We start from the raw sequence: 15,802 nt of genomic DNA on the forward strand, positions 1-15,802 counted from the left end.
TCACCCGAAAGAGTGGCAATCCGATTCCGCAGCAGTTCCGAATACCCGGTAAGAGTCCGAAAAACAAATGGAGTGATTTTCCGTGAGCAAGCTTCGCGTCGCAGGAATCGGTTTCACCGCGGTCGCCGCACTGGCCCTGACCGCCTGCAGCAGCAACGACACCCCCTCGGCGGGCGGCTCCAGCAGTGCCCCGGCGCCTTCGAGCTCGATGTCCGCCCCGATGTCCAGCGCCGCCTCCGGTGACGGCGTCACCACCAACGCCGACGTGTTCGGCCCGGCCTGTTCGCAGCTGCCGCAGGGCAGTTCGCCCGGTTCGCTGGACTCGATGGGCCCGCAGCCCGTCGCCAGCGCCGCCTCGACCAACCCGCTGCTGACCAAGCTGGTCGCCGCGGTCAAGGCCACCGACCTGGTCGACACGCTCAACAGCCAGCAGGCCATCACCGTGTTCGCCCCGGCGGACCCGGCCTTCGCCGCCCTCGGCGACGCGAAGTTCAACGAGCTGGCGGGCAAGCCGGCCGAGCTGGCCCCGATCCTGCAGTACCACGTCGTCGGCAAGCGTTACGACGCCAAGGGACTGGAGTCGGCCAAGACGCTGGAGAGCCTGAACACCGCGGGCGGCCCGCTCAAGATCGAGGGTACCGGTGACAACATGACCGTCAACGGCGCCAAGATCCTGTGCGGCAACATCCCCACCAAGAACGCCACCGTGTTCGTCATCGACAAGGTGATGACCCCGGGCACCAACAAGAACTAAGGTCCCCACACCACGATCGCGGTGGCCACGCCCTCGGGCGCGGCCACCGCGATCGTCGTGTGCCAGGAAGATCAGGGAACGAGCGCGGCGGCGTCCACATCGGTCACCACGAGCCGCAGGCTCGCGTTCTCCCAAGGGGTTCCGGCCAGCACGGCGCGCAACGCGGCGCCGGCGACCTCCGTCAGCGGCGGGATCGGCACCTCCAGCGCGACGACGCGGATCTCGACGACGTGCTCGGAGATGTCGACGGCCATCACGTCGAGATCCCACGGCACCGCCGAAGCGGCGGCCGTGGTGGACGGCGTCGCCGCGCGCAACCCGGGGATGTCGCGGAGCGTGCTCAGCAGCGACGCGGTCAGTTCGGAACGTGCGGTCACAACAGTCCTCCAAGGATTTCGATGTCCAAAATGGACACCGAGACGGCCGACGGGGTGAGCCCGGTCGCCTCGGTGACCGCTCGGCTGACGGCACGCTGCACCGCCTGCGCGGTCGCTGCCGCCTGGTCCAGCCCGGAAAGTGAAACGTCGATCTCCACCCGCACCCCGGGCGGATCGTGGTCGAGGAAGGCGCGGACCCCTTCGGTCGGTGCCGGTTCGAGGCCTTTGATCCGCTGACGCGCGATCCGGGTCAGCGAGCCCGCCAGTCCGCGCAACCCGGGTTCCAGGCGCACCACGCCGGGGACCTTCGCCGCGGCATGCGCGGCGACCGCCGCGATCACCGGAGGGGAGATCACCGTTTCGACCAGCTGCCCGGCCGGTGCCTGCTCACGCGTCATAGATGTCCTCCACCACGAGATCGAGCCGCGCCAGGCGGAGACCGACCCTGGCGCCCGCCGCCGCCGTGACCCGCTCCCGGACCACGGCCAGCGAGTCACCGTCGAAATCATGCGCGATCGCGAGGCTCAGTTCCACGTCCACGGCCAGCGCGTCGGTGTCTTCAGCTGAGCGCCGGACCCGGCAGTGCCGGGCGCGGACGCCGTCGACGGAGTCCGCGGCGAACCGCAGCACCGCCGCGACCGCCTGATCGCTCACCTGCACCTCGCCGGGCTCGGGGCTGGCCAGCGGCACCAGGTCCCGGCGCCGCACCTCGGCGCGGACCGCGGACATGATCCGGCTCGCGAGGTCCGGTGACGGCTCGGCGTCGTCGTCGGCCAGTTCCCTGGTCAGCCCGCGCAGCACCCGGAGGCTTTCGCGGGTCGCCCGGCAGTGCGGGCAGTCGAGTTCGTGCGCGTCCGCGCGGCCGGCGTCGACCTCGTCGAGTCGTTCCCAGACCTGTTCGACGTCCCTGCCGCACGGGAGCAAGTAGTCCTGAGTCGCGTGGTTCATCGCCATGGCGCCATCACCTCCGCCAACTGTGCTCGTGCTCGCGCGATGCGTCCCCGCACCGCGGTGGTGGTCGCCCCGATCGCCTTCGCGATTTCTTCGTAGGAGCGGCCGTGGACCTCGCGCAACAGCCAGCAGGCCCGTTGCTCGGCGGTCAGCTGGTCCAGTGCCCCGGTCAGCGCCGTCATCTGCGCGCTGGTCTCCGCGGCGCGGTCCGGCCGTCCGGCCGACCCTTCGGACTCCCGCAGGTCGAGTTCGACGTCGGCCACCGGTTTCCTGGTGCGGATCACGTTCAGGCACCGGTTGGTCGTCATCCGGTAGAGCCAGCCGACGAACGCCGCGTCCTCCTGCAGCTGGTCGAGCCGCCGCCAGGCGAGGAGGAACACCTCTTGGACGACGTCCTCGGCGTCCCCCTTGTTCCCCAGCATCCGCAGCGCCAGCCGGTACATCGGCCCTTGGAACCGCAGGACGAGCTGCTCGTACGCGCGGATTTCGCCGTCACGGGCCCGCGCCACCAGCGTGGCGTCGTCCAGCACCGTCTCGCCGGCGGCCGGTGCGTCGTCTCTCGCTGACGTCGTCATCCAGCGCACCTGTGCAGTGACGCCATCCGAAGCTCCCTTCACGCCACCATCTCGGGTGACTCCCGTAAGACACGTCTTCCCCGGAAACGTCACGCGGGAAACCCGGTCCAGCCGACCACGTCACAGCGGGCAGCGCACGCCGAAGTCAGGTGGTCACGCACGGTACGCGAGCGCGGGGTAGTCCTCCAGGTCGATGTCGGTCGCGAACTTGTCGGTCACCCACAGCATCCAGCGCAGCATGAACGGCCGCCGGAACATCTGGTTGCGCAGGCTCATCCGCAGTTTCGTCGGCGGCGCGAGGAACGGGCCCGCGTTGGAACCACGGGCGATCCTGGCGTAACCGCGGAACTTCTCCTCGTACCGCCGGAACGCCACCTCGTGGTCGCCGTTCGCCGAGGCGAGCTCGCCCGCGATGACGTACGCGGCCACGATGGCGAGCCCGGTGCCGAAGCCGCCCAACGTGTTCCCGTAAGCCGAATCGCCGAGGAGCGCGACGCGACCGGTGGAGTAGCCGTCCATCGTGACGCGGCTGATCGAGTCCAGGTAGACGTCGTCCGACCGCTTCACCGCCTCCATCAGTTCGGGCAGCCGCCAGCCGCCGTCGGCGAACGCCGCGGTGAGGATCTCCTTCTGCCGCGCGGTGTCGTACCGGTCGTAGGCGATCTCGGGGGAGGCGAAGACGAAGAACGCGGAGGCCTTGGGCCCGCCGGTGGCGGCGAGACGACCGGGCTCGTTGTACATGACCGAGGTGCCGCCCGGGCCGCGGAAATCGTCATCTTCACCGGTCTCGACCAGGGCGTAGTAGTGGCCGAGGTGCTTGACGTAGTCGGCCTCCGGGCCGAACGCCAGCCGTCGCACGGTCGAGTGGATGCCGTCCGCGCCGAAGACCAGGTCGAACCGCCTCGGCGCGCCGCGTTCGAAGGTGACATCGACGCCGTCGGCCGTCTCGGTCAGCGAGGTGATGGAGTCGCCGAAGACGTACTCGCAGTCCTGAGCGGTCCGTTCGTAGAGGATCTCGGACAGGTCGCCGCGCCGGATCTCGACGTCGCCGCCGGTGAACTCGCCGGGCATGACCGCCAGTGGCCGTTCCGTGGCGTCGATGATGGTCTGGTCGTGCCCGCCGGTCTGGCGCCGGTACACCTCGTCGAGGATGCCCATCCGCTCCAGCACGGCGCGGTGGGTGGCGCCCTTGAAGTCGACCGCCTGGCCGCCGGTGCGGAGTTCCGCCGACCGTTCGACGACGGTGACCGCGTACCCCTGGCGGGAGAGCCAGAAAGCGAGCGCGGGTCCGGCGATGCTGGCGCCGGAGATGAGGACTGTCCTGTTCGTCATGGCCAGGAGCTTCGCGGCCGGTGTTGACGAAGCGCTGACGGTCCGCTGACGGCCGTCCGTCAGCTCCAGCCCGGTAGAGGGAGGGTGAGTTGGCCGGGATCGTCCGGCGGCGCGCTCTCGTACCGAGGTGGCGTCGCGGACAGGCCGATCGGGTTGCGGGTCAGCCGGACGGAGGTGCCGTCGGGCCGGGGGAGGTCGACCGTCGGGTTCAGGCCGAGCCGTTCCGCGAGGGCAAACGCGCCCGCGACGTCGTTGACCTCCCCGGCCGGCACCCCGGCGGCGCTCAGGTCCGCCGCCCAGTCGGCGGCCGGACGGCGGCCGAGGTGCTCCTCCAGCAGCGCGCGGAGTTCGGCGCGGTGCTCGACCCGCGCCGGATTGGTCGCGAATCTGGGCTGGTCCGCGAGCTCCGGCAGGCCGATGACCTCGCACAACGCCGCGAACTGCCGGTCGTTGCCGACGGCGAGCGCGAGTTCGTGATCGGCGCAGGGGACGAGTTCGTACGGCGCGATGCTGGGGTGCCGGTTGCCCATCCGCGCCGGGACCGTCCCGCCCGAGGTGTACGCGCTGCCCTGGTTGACCAGCGCGGCGAGCAGGCTGGACAGCAGGTCGATCTCGACGAGCTGCCCCTGCCCGGTCCGGTCGCGGTGGCGCAGGGCGGCGAGGATGCCGACGCTCGCGAACAGCCCGGCCAGCACGTCGACGAGCGCGACGCCGACCTTCTGCGGCTCGCCCGCGGGGTCGCCGGTGATGCTCATCAGCCCGCCGACAGCCTGGATGAGCAGGTCGTAGCCGGGCAGCGCGGCGCCACCGCCGGAGCCGAAACCCGTGACGGAGCAATAGACCAGGCCGGGGTTCGCCGCTCGCAGCGTCTCCGGGCCCAGGCCGAGGCGGTCCATCACGCCGGGCCGGAAGTTCTCGACCACGACGTCGGCCTCCAGCGCGAGCGCGCGGGCCTTCGCGAGATCGTCCGGATCGCCGAGGTCCAGCGCCACGCTCGTCTTGTTCCGGTTCACCGACTGGAAGTACGTCGCCTGGCCCGCCGCGTCGTAGGGCGGCCCCCAGCTGCGGGTGTCGTCGCCGGTGCCCGGCCGCTCGACCTTGACCACCGTCGCGCCGAGGTCGGCCAGCAGCATGGTGGCGAACGGGCCGGCGAGCACCCGTGAGAAGTCGAGGACGCGCAGCGGGCCGAGTGCGGTGTCGGGCATGGACCCGACCCTAAGCGGCCGCTCGCGTCTTCGAAGTTGTGATCGCGCTCACGAAAGGCCGGTTTTCCCATTACTTTCCTCTAGGTACCTACTATCCCCAGGAAGGTAGCTTCGGTCGCGTCAACGAAGAGCGAACCGAGGAGCGACCATGATCGTGGTGACCGGAGCGACCGGGAACGTCGGACGGCGGCTGGTGGAAACCCTTGCCGCGGCGGGGGAAGAGGTGACGGCGGTGTCGCGCCGGATCTCGGCGGCGGACGTGCCGGACGGGGTGCGGACGGTGCGGGCCGACCTCGCGGTGCCCGGAGACCTGAAGCCGGTTTTCGAGGGCGCGGACCGGGTTTTCCTTCTGACGTCGGGGGAATTCCTGGCGGCGGGAGGTGACGTCGCGGACGTCGTCGCGGCGGCGGGGGAAGCCGGGGTGCGGCGGATCGTGCTGCTGTCCTCCCAAGGCGTCGGGAGCGGGCGGCACGCGCCGGCGTTCGAAGAGGCGGTCAAGGCGTCCGGTCTGGAGTGGACGGTGCTGCGGCCGGGAGGCTTCGCGTCGAACGCTTTCCAGTGGGCGCCGGCGATCCGCGCCGACCGGGTCCTCGCCGCGCCGTTCGGCGACGTCGCGCTGCCGGTGATCGACCCGGCCGATATCGCCGACGTCGCGGCGGCCACCTTGCGGGAATCAGGCCACAGTGGACAGACTTATGTGCTGACCGGACCCGGGCCGATCTCGCCCCGGGAACAGGCGACGGCCCTCGGTGACGCGCTGGGCGAGCCGGTGCGGTTCGCCGAACTGACCGAAGACGAGGCCCGTGCCGCGATGTCGGCGTTCATGCCGCCGGTCGTCGTCGAGGCCACGCTCGCCATCCTCGGCAGGCCGACGGAGGACGAGCAGCGGGTCGGCCCCGACGTCGAGCGGGTGCTCGGACGGCCGGGGCGGACCTTCGTCGACTGGGCGGCCCGGAACGCGGCGGCGTTCAAATGAGCCGAGAGGCGAGCAGGGTCTCGAAGTCATCGACGCTGTCCCGGTGCGCCGCGGTCATCAGCAGGTGATGCGCGAGCTCCGGCTCGGTCTCCGGCGGGACGACCAGCAGGGTCAGCCGTCGCCTGCCCGACGTGCCGACCACCGTCAAGGAATCGAAGTGCTGCGAGCGGAACCCTTCGAGCCGGACGTCGCCGCTTTCGACGACGAGCCGCCGGGGAGCGGGAGGCCAGGCCTCGAGGTTGTAGGTCACCCGCTCGATGTGGTCGAGCTGGACGGCCAGCACCACCAGCAGGGACGGCAGTTCGGCGGCGAGATCACGGGACGCGGGCCACCAGGCGCCGTCGACATAGCCGGTGGAGGGCGCTTTGGGCTTCAAGCGCAAGCGGGCGACGTGCTTCGGATGGTCAAGGGTGCTCGTCTGCGGGACCGTCATGGCGGTACTCCGTCCCAGGCCGAACGGGCCCGGATGCGCCGAGGACGACGTGAGCTCGACCGCCCACGCGCGAAATGCTCTCGGACAGTGCGAGTTTACGCTGGTCGCGGTCTTTGTGCTTAGACTGTGGTCTAGCTAAGGGGCCCACGTGGACCAGCTCACTCTCGGCGTCATCTCCCGCTCTCGCAAAGAAAACGAGTGGCGGCTTCCGATCCATCCGCGCCATCTCGAACGGATCGCCCCGGAACTCCGGAAACGCATCTACCTCGAACACGGCTACGGCGAGCGCTTCGGCATCCCGGACGAGGATCTGGTGCTGCTCGTGGCCGGTCTGCGGTCACGGGAATGGCTCATCGCGGAATGCGACATCATCCTCCTGGCCAAACCGCTCGCGGACGATCTGGCCGAACTCCGGCCGGGGCAGATCCTGTGGGGCTGGCCGCACTGCGTCCAGGACGACAAGCTCACCCAGCTGGCCATCGACCGGAAGCTGACGCTCGTCGCCTTCGAAGCGATGAACCACTGGCGGGGCGACGGTTCGTTCGGCTTGCACGTCTTTCACAAGAACAACGAACTGGCGGGCTACTGCTCGGTGCTGCACGCGTTGCAGCTGATCGGTTCGACCGGCGACTACGGCCGCCGTCTCCGCGCCGTCGTGATCGGCTTCGGGGCGACCGCGCGGGGTTCGGTGACGGCGCTGAACGCCCACGGGATCCACGACGTGCACGTGCTCACCCACCGCGGCGTGACCGCGGTCGGTTCGCCGATCCATTCCGCGAACATCGTGCACCTCGACCACGACCTGAACGGACCGGCCGATCTCCGCCGCAGCCACGCCATCACCGAGACCGGCCGCGTACCGCTGTCGGACTTCCTCGTGGGGCACGACATCGTCGTCAACTGCGTGCTGCAGGACCCCAAGGCCCCGTTGATGTTCCTCAAGGAGGAAGATCTCGCCGGGTTCAAGCCCGGAAGTCTCGTCGTCGACGTTTCCTGTGACGAGGCAATGGGTTTCAGCTGGGCGAAGCCGACGACGTTCACCGAGCCGACCTTCGAGGTCGGCGGTGTCACCTATTACGCCGTCGACCACAGCCCGTCCTATCTCTGGGACTCGGCCACCTGGGAGATCAGCGGCGCGTTGCTGCCGCATCTGAAGCGGATGCTCGGCGGACCCTCCGCCTGGGCCGCCGACGAAACGCTCGACCGCGCCGTCGAGATCAGCGAGGGCACGATCCGGAACACCGACATCCTGTCCTTCCAAGACCGTTCGCCGGAGTACCCGCACGCGCGTTCGTGAGCCCGGCTCGATGAGAAAGTTCTCATCGAGTCCTCATCGGCGGCTCACCTCCGCCGGGCAGCCTGAGTGGTATGCGCATCTTCGTCCTGGCCGGGGTCGCCGCCGTCGTGGTGGCGGCCACCGGCACGTTCGCCGTCATCGCGGCCACCGCCGCCGCGCCGCCCGACCTCGGCCCTGCGGTCGTCGCCCCCGCCGGGCAGGCCGTCACCGGGCCGGGGGAGGGCGGCGCCCCGCCCGCCGTCGTCCCGCCCCGGCTGGCCGGGCACGACGACGACCTCGATGATGACTACGACCATGACGACGACGGTGACGACCATTTCGACTTCGACCTCGACGACTGAGCGGGGCCGATGAGCGCCCGCGCCCGGATCCTCGCGTGGGTCCTGCTGGTCGTCCTGCTCGCGCTCGCCGGATCGCTGCTGGCGACCCGCACCGTCCTGCACAACCAGCTGGACCAGCGGCTCGACAACGAGATCGCGCACGAGACGGGCAAACTCAGGGCCTTCCTGGCGTCGCCGGACGCCCGGCCCGCCGGGCAGCCCGCCACCGTCGAGGCGATCCTCGGCCGTCACCTGGAACGGAATCTGCCCGAGAAGTACGAGACGTTCTTCTCGATCGTCGACGGCGCCGCGTCGAGGAGGAGCGCGATCGAGCCGCCGGTCCGCCTCGACACCGACCCGAAGTTCGCCGCCGAGCTGTCCCGGGCCACGAGCCCGGCGTACGGCACGGTCACCACCGCGGTCGGATCCGCGCGCTACGGCGTCGTCCCGGTGACCATCGAGGGCTCGCCGGGCCGCGGCGCGCTGGTGATCGTCGAGTTCGTCGACCACGCCGCGGGCGAGATCAACGACGTCGTCGGCGTCATGGCCGCGATGTCCGGGGCCGCGCTGGTATTGGCCGGCCTGATCGGCTGGCTGGTCGCGGGCCGCATCCTCGCGCCGGTGCGGGAGGTCCGCCTCGCCGCGGAACAGATCGGCGAGACCGATCTTTCACGCCGGATCGAGGTCCGCGGCTCGGACGACGTCGCCGCGCTCGGGCGCACCTTCAACACCATGCTGGACCGGCTCGAAAGCGCCTTCGCCGGGCAGCGCGACTTCATCGACGACGCCGGGCACGAACTGCGCACGCCGATCACGATCGTCCGCGGCCACCTCGAATTGATGGGCGATGACCCCGAGGAGAACGCGGCCACGCGGCATCTGGTCCTCGACGAACTCGGCCGGATGCAACGGATCGTGGACGATCTGCTGGTCCTCGCGAAATCCGGCAGCCCCGACTTTCTTTCGCCCGGCGATACCGACCTCGCCGATCTCACCGTCGAGACGCTCGCCAAGTCCCGTCCGCTGGCCGACCGGGCGTGGCGGCTCGACGCCGTCGCCGAGGTGACCGTCCGCGCGGACGGGCAGCGGCTCACGCAAGCCCTGCTGCAATTGGTCTCCAACGCCGTCCGGCACACTTCGCCGGGGCAGGAGATCGCCCTCGGCTCGGAGGTCACCGCGACGACGGCGCGGCTCTGGGTCCGCGACACCGGTGAAGGAGTACCACCCGATTCGAGGAGCCGGATCTTCGAACGGTTCAAGCGCGGCAGCAACTCGAGCGGCGACGACGGCGCCGGACTCGGCCTGGCGATCGTCGCCGCGATCGCCGAGGCGCACGGCGGCCGCGTCCTGCTCGACACCGTGCCCGGCGAAGGCGCGCGGTTCACCATGGAGATCCCTGTCGCGGAAGGGGCGGACCGGTGACCAGTGTGCTGGTGGTGGAGGACTCCGCGCGGATCGGCGCGTTCGTCGAGAAGGGCCTGCGGGCGCAGGGTTTCGCGACCCGCTGGGTCAAAACCGGCTCCGAGGGGCTGACCGAGGCGTTGACCGGCGCGCACGATCTGGTCGTGCTCGATCTCGGGCTCCCGGATCTCGACGGTTCGGATCTGTTGCGCGCCTTGCGCGCGGCGGGCCGGACGGTGCCGGTGATCATCCTGACCGCGCGGGACAGCGTCGTCGACCGGGTCGCCGGGCTCTCCGGCGGCGCCGACGACTATCTGGCCAAACCGTTCGCGTTCGAGGAACTGCTGGCCCGGATCCGGTTGCGGCTGCGGGGAAATCCCGAAGCCGAACCGGCGGTGCTGCGCGCCGGGGACCTCTCGCTCGACCTCCGCACGCGGAAGGCTTCGGTGGCGGGGGAGGAGAAGGACCTCACCGCTCGCGAGTTCGCGCTGCTGGAGACGCTGCTGCGCAACCGCGGCCAGGTCCTGTCCCGCGAGCAGTTGCTCGGCGGGGTCTGGGGCTTCGACTTCGACCCCGGCTCGAACGTGGTGGACGTCTACATCCGTTACCTGCGCGGCAAGATCGGCGCCGAGCGGATCGAAACGGTGCGGGGGATGGGTTACCGGCTCGGCGAGTCCTGATGAGACGGTTCTCATCCGGCTCTCACGACGGTCTCTTTTCCCGGCGGCACAGTGGTTCCCATGACCACGACCCTGCTTCATCTCGCCGTCGACCTCGTCGCCGCCGTCATCCTCGCCTACGGCATCTACGCCCGTCGCCACCACCGCGGTGACCTCGCCTGCGCCTACCTCGCGCTGAACGTCGGCGTCTGCGTTTCGGTCGCCGTGCTGCTTTCCGTGTCGACCGCGAGCGCGCTCGGGCTCGGCCTGTTCGGGGTACTGTCGATCATCCGCCTGCGGTCAGATTCGATCAGCCAGCAGGAGGTCGCCTACTACTTCGTCGCGCTGGTCCTGGGGCTGGTGAACGGGTTGCCGTCCGCAGACTGGCGGATCGTCGCGGTTTTCAATGTCCTGCTGCTCGCCGTCATGTACGTCGCCGACCACCCCTCGCGCACGCGCGGACCGCAGCGGCGGACGGTCGTGCTCGACACCGTGTATCCCGACGAGCAGACCATGCTGATGGAACTGCGGGCACGGCTCGGCGGAACGGTCGTGCGGCACACCGTGTCCGAAGTGGACTATGTCCGCGAGGTAACCGTCGTCGACGTCCGGTTCAGGCCGGACGCCACCCCGGTCGTCCACGGAGCTCCGGCGGGTCACCGGTGAGCGGGCGCGGAACGGCCACCGTCGCGGCGGTGGCCAAAGGGCTTCCTTCGCTGTCGCTGGCCGAAGTCGTCGCCACGAGCGGGTTGATGAGCCGCACGGACCGGAAGTACGTCCTTTCGCTCAACGATTTCCTGGCCGTCACCGAGGCGCTGTCGTCGCGGTGCCTGGAGATCGACGGGCAGCGGGTGTTCGGCTACTCGTCGACCTATTTCGACACGCCGGATCTCGCGATCTTCCGCGCGCACCGGCAAGATCGGCGGCGCCGGTTCAAGATCCGCACGCGCACCTACACCGACTCGGCCGACACCTACTGTGAACTCAAGGTCAGCGGACGGCGGGACGAGACGGTCAAGGTCCGCCGCCCGCATCCGGCCGGGTCGGCGCACGGCCTGACCGCGCCCGCGCTGGCGTTCCTCGACGACGCCCTCACCGCCGCTTACGGCCGCCCCGCGCCCCGGCCGCTGATCCCCGCGCTGGTCACCGACTACCGGCGGACCACCCTCGTCACCGCCGACACCCGGATCACCTGCGACACGTCGCTGGTTTGGCGTGCGGGTTCGCGGAGCCTCGCCGCCGGGGGTGATCTGGTGCTGCTGGAGGTGAAGTCGGCCTCCGAGCGCAACAGCGTCACCGAGGCGCTGGCGAAACTGCGGATCCGCGAGCAGTCGGTGAGCAAGTACTGCGCGGGCCTGGTGGCGCTGGGGCTGGCGACCGGCGGGAACCGGTGGCGACCGGCGCTGAGGCGGCTCGGGGTGGCGTAACGATCGCGGCGTGGCGGCCGACCCCTGCTGTTGGGCCATCCGGCCCGAACGAGGGAGGGTGAGCATGAAGACGAGGGACAAGGTCGCGCTCGCGGCCGCGGGGCTGGCCGTCGCGGCGGCCGCGGGCACGGTGTTCGCCGGGACGTCCGGGGCCGTCGGCCCGTCGCCCGCGCCGAGCGTGCAGGCCGCGGAGACGTCGTGCGTGACCGACGGCGCCGGGATGTGCACCGTGCCGCACGCGCTGGGCGCGGTCCCGGCCGCGGTGGTGGTGTCGGCGAACACGCCGGGGCAGTTCAACGCGTACATGCTGAACACGGTGCAGGGTTCGTACACGGCGACGACGTTCCAGGTGCGGGCGATGTTCAACCAGACCACGCCGAAGGCGGGCGGGGCGATCTGGTTCAGCTTCGCGGCCTACGGTGGGCCGGTTTCGCCGCCGACCACGCCGACGCCGACGCCGACAGCTGTGCCGACAACTCCGACCTACCCGCCCACGCCCCCTACTCCTCCGGGCGGTGGATCGGGCTCGGGCAGCTGACTGTCCAAAGAGGACCGGCGATCACTGCCGGGGCCGCGGCGACGGCCGGTCGTCCAGTTCTTCGGCGAAGATCGTGTCGAGGTGGAGACGGGCCCGCCGCAGTACCCGGATGATCGCCCTCAGTAACAACGCGGCGCCGATGACCGCCACGACACCGAGCCCGATGGCGATCGAATTCGCCACGAGCGCCTCCCTGCCCTGATGGGCGAGAAACCCGTGCCCATCCCGATGGTCAGCGTGCCCCGGGCGTGAGCCGCCCGGCGTTGGTCCCTGCAACCTAGACGAGCCGAACCCGTCCTGTACGGGAAACCAGCTGTTTGGCCTAGGCGATCGCGGCAGGTGAGCGCTGTGATAACTTGGAGCGAACTGGGACTTCTGTGCGTTAGCAAACCCGCTGATCGAGCTGGGACGGCTCCCGCGGAGGTGTCAGGACACCCTTGGGGCCGGTAGCTCAGTTGGTTAGAGCAGGGGACTCATAATCCCTTGGCCGTCGGTTCGAGCCCGACCCGGCCCACAACCAGGGCTTTCCCCTGAAAACTAAACCGCACAGCGCTTGAACAGCAAGGGACGTTGGCCGTAGCGTGATGCGGTATGACCGTCGCTGAGCTCCCGAGAGAAGTGCCCGAAGGAGAAGCCCCGACGAGCCAGGCGAGCTCGGTGGGGACGATCTGAGAGACCTTCTGACTGGCTTCAAGCGCCATCTGAAGGCGCGGAACAAGGCCGACGACACGATCGACTCCTACGTCTCCATCGGCACGGAGTTCGTCGACTTCCTTGAGTCGGAGAGGACGCCGCGCGTCGCGCAAAGCCTGCCGCACCACCACTTCGAGCATTACTTCGCGATGACCGGCCGAACATGCGAACCGGCAAACCACTGTCCGCCTCGTACCGTGCGAAGCACTAGCGGTCGTTGCAGCAGTTTGCGAAGTGGCTGTACGTCGTCGAGGAGGGTCATCGACCGGAACCCGTTCGACAAGCTCTCGCCACCCGACGTTCCGGAGTCGCTGCCCGAAGTCCTTACGGAGCCTCAATTGCGGGAGATGCTGGACACCACGAAGGGCAAAACTTTCGAGAATCTGCGTGACCGTGCGCTGCTGTACTTCTTCATCGACACACCGTCCCGACTCGACGAAGTGGCCACGCTCACCGTCGACAACCCCGACATCGGTCACGAGGGAGCGCTGAACTTCGACCTCGACGTCGCGCACGTGATAGGGAAAGGCTGAAAGCTGCGGGACGTCCCGTTCAGCCTGGGGCTGGTGAGGCGCGCCGTTGTTTGCGGGTGCGTCGACGGCATCCTTTCGCGAGCAAGACGGACGCGCTGTGGCTGGGTCGCACGGGTGCGCTCACGTCGTGGGGGATTCGGCAGATGATCGCCCGGTGGGCGGATGATGCCGGCGTCCCGCACGTTCATCCTCACCGATTCCGGCATACGTTCTCGCACCGATGGCTGTTGAACGGTGGGCAGGAGACGGACTTGATGCGGCTCGCGGGCTGGAGCTCGCGGCAAATGGTCGCCAAGTACGGCAAGTCCGCGGGTGGCGAGCGGGCGCGCGAGGCGCACCGTCGCGCGAATTTGACGGACAGGCTCTAATTCTAGTGATCAACTTGCGTTGGGCAAGTGTGGGAAAAGAGGTTTTGGAAGAAGCCCTCCCCGCAGTTTTACGGTTCCGCTTCAGGCGTTGCAGGGGGAAGCGGCTTGCCTGTGATGGTTGATCAACCTTGGGCGGGACCACCCTGTTCGCTCGGTGTTCCCCAGTAGATGCTATTCGGCGTCGTCCTCGTCTGGCGGACAGTTAGATTTCAACGCGGTTGCAGACTGGTAGAGTCTCGGTATGCCGCCTCTTGGGCGATCTCTTTTGCCACGGCGATGCCGCCGTGTTCAACATTGGAATTGCGCCTCTGCTACTTAGATTTACTGTCCTTGAAGGACTTGGAGTCGGGCGCTGGTCGCTCTTTGCGTTTGTAGTGGGCGGGCTTCCAGGTAGAGGATCCGACCCTTCAAATCGAACTTATCCGCGACCCGCTTTCCCTCGGCGGCGATCTCGACAGACGTCATTGTTCGCCACTTCGCGCGTTGCGCCGGCGACCACTCAAGAAGGGCTTCTGCCGAGCCCAGGGTGGCGGCATCGAGAATTCTGTTAACCTCGCCTGAGGGCAACTTGAGGGCGCGTTCGATTTGGCGACGCGTGGAGGGCGTGCCATAGCGAGGACTATCCCCCGGCTGGCGGCTTCCCGTGCGGCAACTGCTGCGTGGTCGACGGCGACAGCATTCGTATCTACGACGAGGGCGGACACGACGTCGATCAGGCGCTGCACATCGCGGACAACGATCCGAGATTTGTGCTGGCCGACGTCGCCGCCAAACGCCGGATCCTCGACGACGCGGTCCCGAGGATAAACGCGATGGACGACAAGACCGAGGATGGGTGGGCAACGGTGACGAGGGCCCGCACGATGAAACATGGCTTCTGCTGCGCCTGCTCGCCCTACCGTACCCCGACTACCCCGACTGTCGCACCGAGTGGCGGCCTTGAAGCGCGTTCCCGCCCGCCCTGTTCTTCTCCTGCTCCACCAGGAGGCCGACAAGCGCGGCGATGATCGACTCCGCTTGAAGCCCGCCACGTTGCGCTCGTGGGTCCACCGACGACACATCACCCGTGGGGATGGCGGCTACGACCTCGCGGAGATCCTCCGCTACCTGGAGCAGCGAGACCGGCGCGCGGACGCGGCGTCCGCGGAGCCCGACCGTGCCGCACCTCCCGACCGAGGCTGGACACCGCCAGCCGAATCCTGAAAGGAAAGCCATGCCCATCCGCTACTTCACCGAGCGACCGCCGGTCATTCAAGGGCTCGAATGGACCGGAAGCAACTTCGCCGAAGTCACCACCTTCGCAAACCATTGGGGATTCACCGCCGTCGACAACGGCGACGGCACGATCACCACCTCTGGCCCGATCTGCAACGGCACAAATCTCGCCGCCGGCGCCTGGCTGATCCCCAACCGCGCGAATGCCCAGACCGAGGCCGCCGTGCAGAACCAGTTCCAGGAACTCTCCACAGACGGCCCGTTCGAGTACACGATCACCGAGGAGGCGACCAACCCGATGACCGGCTACGTACGCAAGTCGACCACGTTCGAGGAGCTGCACCTGACCACCTCGACGACACCGCAGGAGGTTCGAACGTTCTTCGGTGAGCCGTACGACGCGAACCGGTTCGCCCTCAGCTTTGTCGGTCGCGACGAGGCGGCGAACTTCATCCTCGTCCTGAACGGTCGCGAGATCCCCGGCGACGGGCAGGAAGAGGTGTACACGAACCCCGGCGGCTACCTTCGCGCCGAGCGCCGCGGCGACGGCAAGACCGTCGGCATCGCCTGGGCTCCCGAGGCGCTCGCTGCGGACCCGTTGTTCCAGCAGGCATGACCGTTGACACGACGAAGGCCTCCGGCATCACGTCGGGGGCCTTCCCTATCTCAGAGGATCAGCCGCCGCTCAGCCACGGCAGAAAGCTCTGTTTTCTCGTAACGATCTCGGCTCGGCTGGGGATAGGTGCCT

General features: G+C 68.8%; 21 protein-coding genes and 1 tRNA gene. 14 read left to right on the plus strand and 8 right to left on the minus strand.

What is annotated here, in order from left to right:
* The first annotated feature begins 82 nt into the window (after nt 1-82).
* Entirely contained in the window at nt 83-754 is a 672-nt protein-coding gene (locus BKN51_RS03115) for a fasciclin domain-containing protein (protein WP_101606175.1), read from the plus strand.
* A 71-nt stretch (nt 755-825) separates the two neighbouring features.
* On the opposite strand, the gene BKN51_RS03120 is transcribed toward BKN51_RS03115, so the two are convergent.
* The 6 genes from BKN51_RS03120 to BKN51_RS03145 form a co-directional block, all read right to left on the minus strand.
* Entirely contained in the window at nt 826-1,131 is a 306-nt protein-coding gene (locus BKN51_RS03120; protein WP_101606176.1) for a hypothetical protein, read from the minus strand.
* On the minus strand, nt 1,128-1,529 hold the full coding sequence (locus tag BKN51_RS03125) for an Asp23/Gls24 family envelope stress response protein (protein ID WP_101606177.1): 402 nt from the start codon (nt 1,527-1,529) through the stop codon (nt 1,128-1,130). The genes BKN51_RS03120 and BKN51_RS03125 overlap by 4 nt, the downstream gene beginning before the upstream one ends.
* Entirely contained in the window at nt 1,519-2,085 is a 567-nt protein-coding gene (locus BKN51_RS03130; protein ID WP_101606178.1) for a hypothetical protein, read from the minus strand. Before BKN51_RS03130 ends, BKN51_RS03125 begins: the two co-directional genes overlap by 11 nt.
* Nucleotides 2,076-2,657 (minus strand): RNA polymerase sigma factor, encoded by a 582-nt coding sequence (locus tag BKN51_RS03135; protein ID WP_101613020.1) that lies wholly within the window; start codon nt 2,655-2,657, stop codon nt 2,076-2,078. Before BKN51_RS03135 ends, BKN51_RS03130 begins: the two co-directional genes overlap by 10 nt.
* A 153-nt stretch (nt 2,658-2,810) precedes the next feature.
* Nucleotides 2,811-3,989, minus strand: a complete 1,179-nt coding sequence (locus BKN51_RS03140) for an FAD-dependent monooxygenase (protein ID WP_101606179.1) — start codon at nt 3,987-3,989, stop codon at nt 2,811-2,813.
* 59 nt (nt 3,990-4,048) lie between these two features.
* Nucleotides 4,049-5,194 carry a CaiB/BaiF CoA transferase family protein gene (locus tag BKN51_RS03145; protein ID WP_101606180.1) on the minus strand — a complete coding sequence of 382 codons (1,146 nt, stop codon included), beginning with the start codon at nt 5,192-5,194 and terminating at the stop codon, nt 4,049-4,051.
* Between the two features lie 148 nt (nt 5,195-5,342).
* Here BKN51_RS03145 and BKN51_RS03150 point away from each other — a divergent pair, with 148 nt between their 5' ends.
* Nucleotides 5,343-6,170, plus strand: coding sequence for an NAD(P)H-binding protein (locus BKN51_RS03150; RefSeq protein WP_101606181.1), 828 nt, complete (start codon nt 5,343-5,345; stop codon nt 6,168-6,170).
* Here the strand turns inward: BKN51_RS03150 and BKN51_RS03155 are convergent.
* Complete coding sequence (locus tag BKN51_RS03155) at nt 6,163-6,603, minus strand: DUF5994 family protein (protein WP_101606182.1); 441 nt, start codon at nt 6,601-6,603, stop codon at nt 6,163-6,165. The genes BKN51_RS03150 and BKN51_RS03155 overlap by 8 nt on opposite strands.
* A 148-nt stretch (nt 6,604-6,751) precedes the next feature.
* Between BKN51_RS03155 and BKN51_RS03160 the strand changes: the two genes are divergently transcribed.
* The 7 genes from BKN51_RS03160 to BKN51_RS03190 all read left to right on the plus strand — a co-directional run bounded on the left by BKN51_RS03160 (nt 6,752) and on the right by BKN51_RS03190 (nt 12,245).
* Nucleotides 6,752-7,900: a N(5)-(carboxyethyl)ornithine synthase gene (locus BKN51_RS03160; RefSeq protein ID WP_101606183.1), complete on the plus strand. Its 1,149-nt coding sequence runs from the start codon at nt 6,752-6,754 to the stop codon at nt 7,898-7,900.
* A 71-nt stretch (nt 7,901-7,971) separates the two neighbouring features.
* Nucleotides 7,972-8,241, plus strand: coding sequence for a hypothetical protein (locus tag BKN51_RS03165; protein ID WP_101606184.1), 270 nt, complete (start codon nt 7,972-7,974; stop codon nt 8,239-8,241).
* A 9-nt stretch (nt 8,242-8,250) separates the two neighbouring features.
* A complete protein-coding gene (locus tag BKN51_RS03170) occupies nt 8,251-9,642 on the plus strand; it encodes a sensor histidine kinase (protein WP_101606185.1) in 1,392 nt (463 codons plus the stop codon).
* Nucleotides 9,639-10,301 (plus strand): response regulator transcription factor, encoded by a 663-nt coding sequence (locus BKN51_RS03175; RefSeq protein WP_101606186.1) that lies wholly within the window; start codon nt 9,639-9,641, stop codon nt 10,299-10,301. The genes BKN51_RS03170 and BKN51_RS03175 overlap by 4 nt, the downstream gene beginning before the upstream one ends.
* A 60-nt stretch (nt 10,302-10,361) precedes the next feature.
* Nucleotides 10,362-10,946, plus strand: coding sequence for a DUF4956 domain-containing protein (locus BKN51_RS03180; RefSeq protein WP_101606187.1), 585 nt, complete (start codon nt 10,362-10,364; stop codon nt 10,944-10,946).
* Nucleotides 10,943-11,707, plus strand: coding sequence for a polyphosphate polymerase domain-containing protein (locus BKN51_RS03185; RefSeq protein ID WP_101606188.1), 765 nt, complete (start codon nt 10,943-10,945; stop codon nt 11,705-11,707). Before BKN51_RS03180 ends, BKN51_RS03185 begins: the two co-directional genes overlap by 4 nt.
* Before the next feature lie 64 nt (nt 11,708-11,771).
* Nucleotides 11,772-12,245: a hypothetical protein gene (locus BKN51_RS03190; RefSeq protein WP_101606189.1), complete on the plus strand. Its 474-nt coding sequence runs from the start codon at nt 11,772-11,774 to the stop codon at nt 12,243-12,245.
* A 21-nt stretch (nt 12,246-12,266) separates the two neighbouring features.
* Here the strand turns inward: BKN51_RS03190 and BKN51_RS43450 are convergent, their stop codons facing one another.
* Nucleotides 12,267-12,428 (minus strand): hypothetical protein, encoded by a 162-nt coding sequence (locus BKN51_RS43450; RefSeq protein WP_168214247.1) that lies wholly within the window; start codon nt 12,426-12,428, stop codon nt 12,267-12,269.
* Nucleotides 12,429-12,685: 257 nt separating this feature from the next.
* Here BKN51_RS43450 and BKN51_RS03195 point away from each other — a divergent pair.
* From BKN51_RS03195 to BKN51_RS03215, 5 genes are all read left to right on the plus strand, one after another.
* A tRNA-Ile gene (locus BKN51_RS03195) sits at nt 12,686-12,759 on the plus strand.
* Between the two features lie 517 nt (nt 12,760-13,276).
* The gene (locus BKN51_RS03200) at nt 13,277-13,471 is read left to right on the plus strand and encodes a hypothetical protein (protein WP_158306846.1); all 195 of its coding nucleotides are present in this window, start codon (nt 13,277-13,279) and stop codon (nt 13,469-13,471) included.
* A gap of 56 nt (nt 13,472-13,527) precedes the next feature.
* Nucleotides 13,528-13,839 carry a tyrosine-type recombinase/integrase gene (locus BKN51_RS44635; protein ID WP_255414924.1) on the plus strand — a complete coding sequence of 104 codons (312 nt, stop codon included), beginning with the start codon at nt 13,528-13,530 and terminating at the stop codon, nt 13,837-13,839.
* A gap of 659 nt (nt 13,840-14,498) precedes the next feature.
* Nucleotides 14,499-14,846: a DUF6221 family protein gene (locus BKN51_RS44865; protein ID WP_369862504.1), complete on the plus strand. Its 348-nt coding sequence runs from the start codon at nt 14,499-14,501 to the stop codon at nt 14,844-14,846.
* A gap of 206 nt (nt 14,847-15,052) precedes the next feature.
* Nucleotides 15,053-15,670: a hypothetical protein gene (locus BKN51_RS03215; RefSeq protein ID WP_101606193.1), complete on the plus strand. Its 618-nt coding sequence runs from the start codon at nt 15,053-15,055 to the stop codon at nt 15,668-15,670.
* Nucleotides 15,671-15,802 lie beyond the last annotated feature (132 nt).

The sequence above is a fragment of the Amycolatopsis sp. BJA-103 genome (assembly GCF_002849735.1).
GTDB lineage: Bacteria > Actinomycetota > Actinomycetes > Mycobacteriales > Pseudonocardiaceae > Amycolatopsis.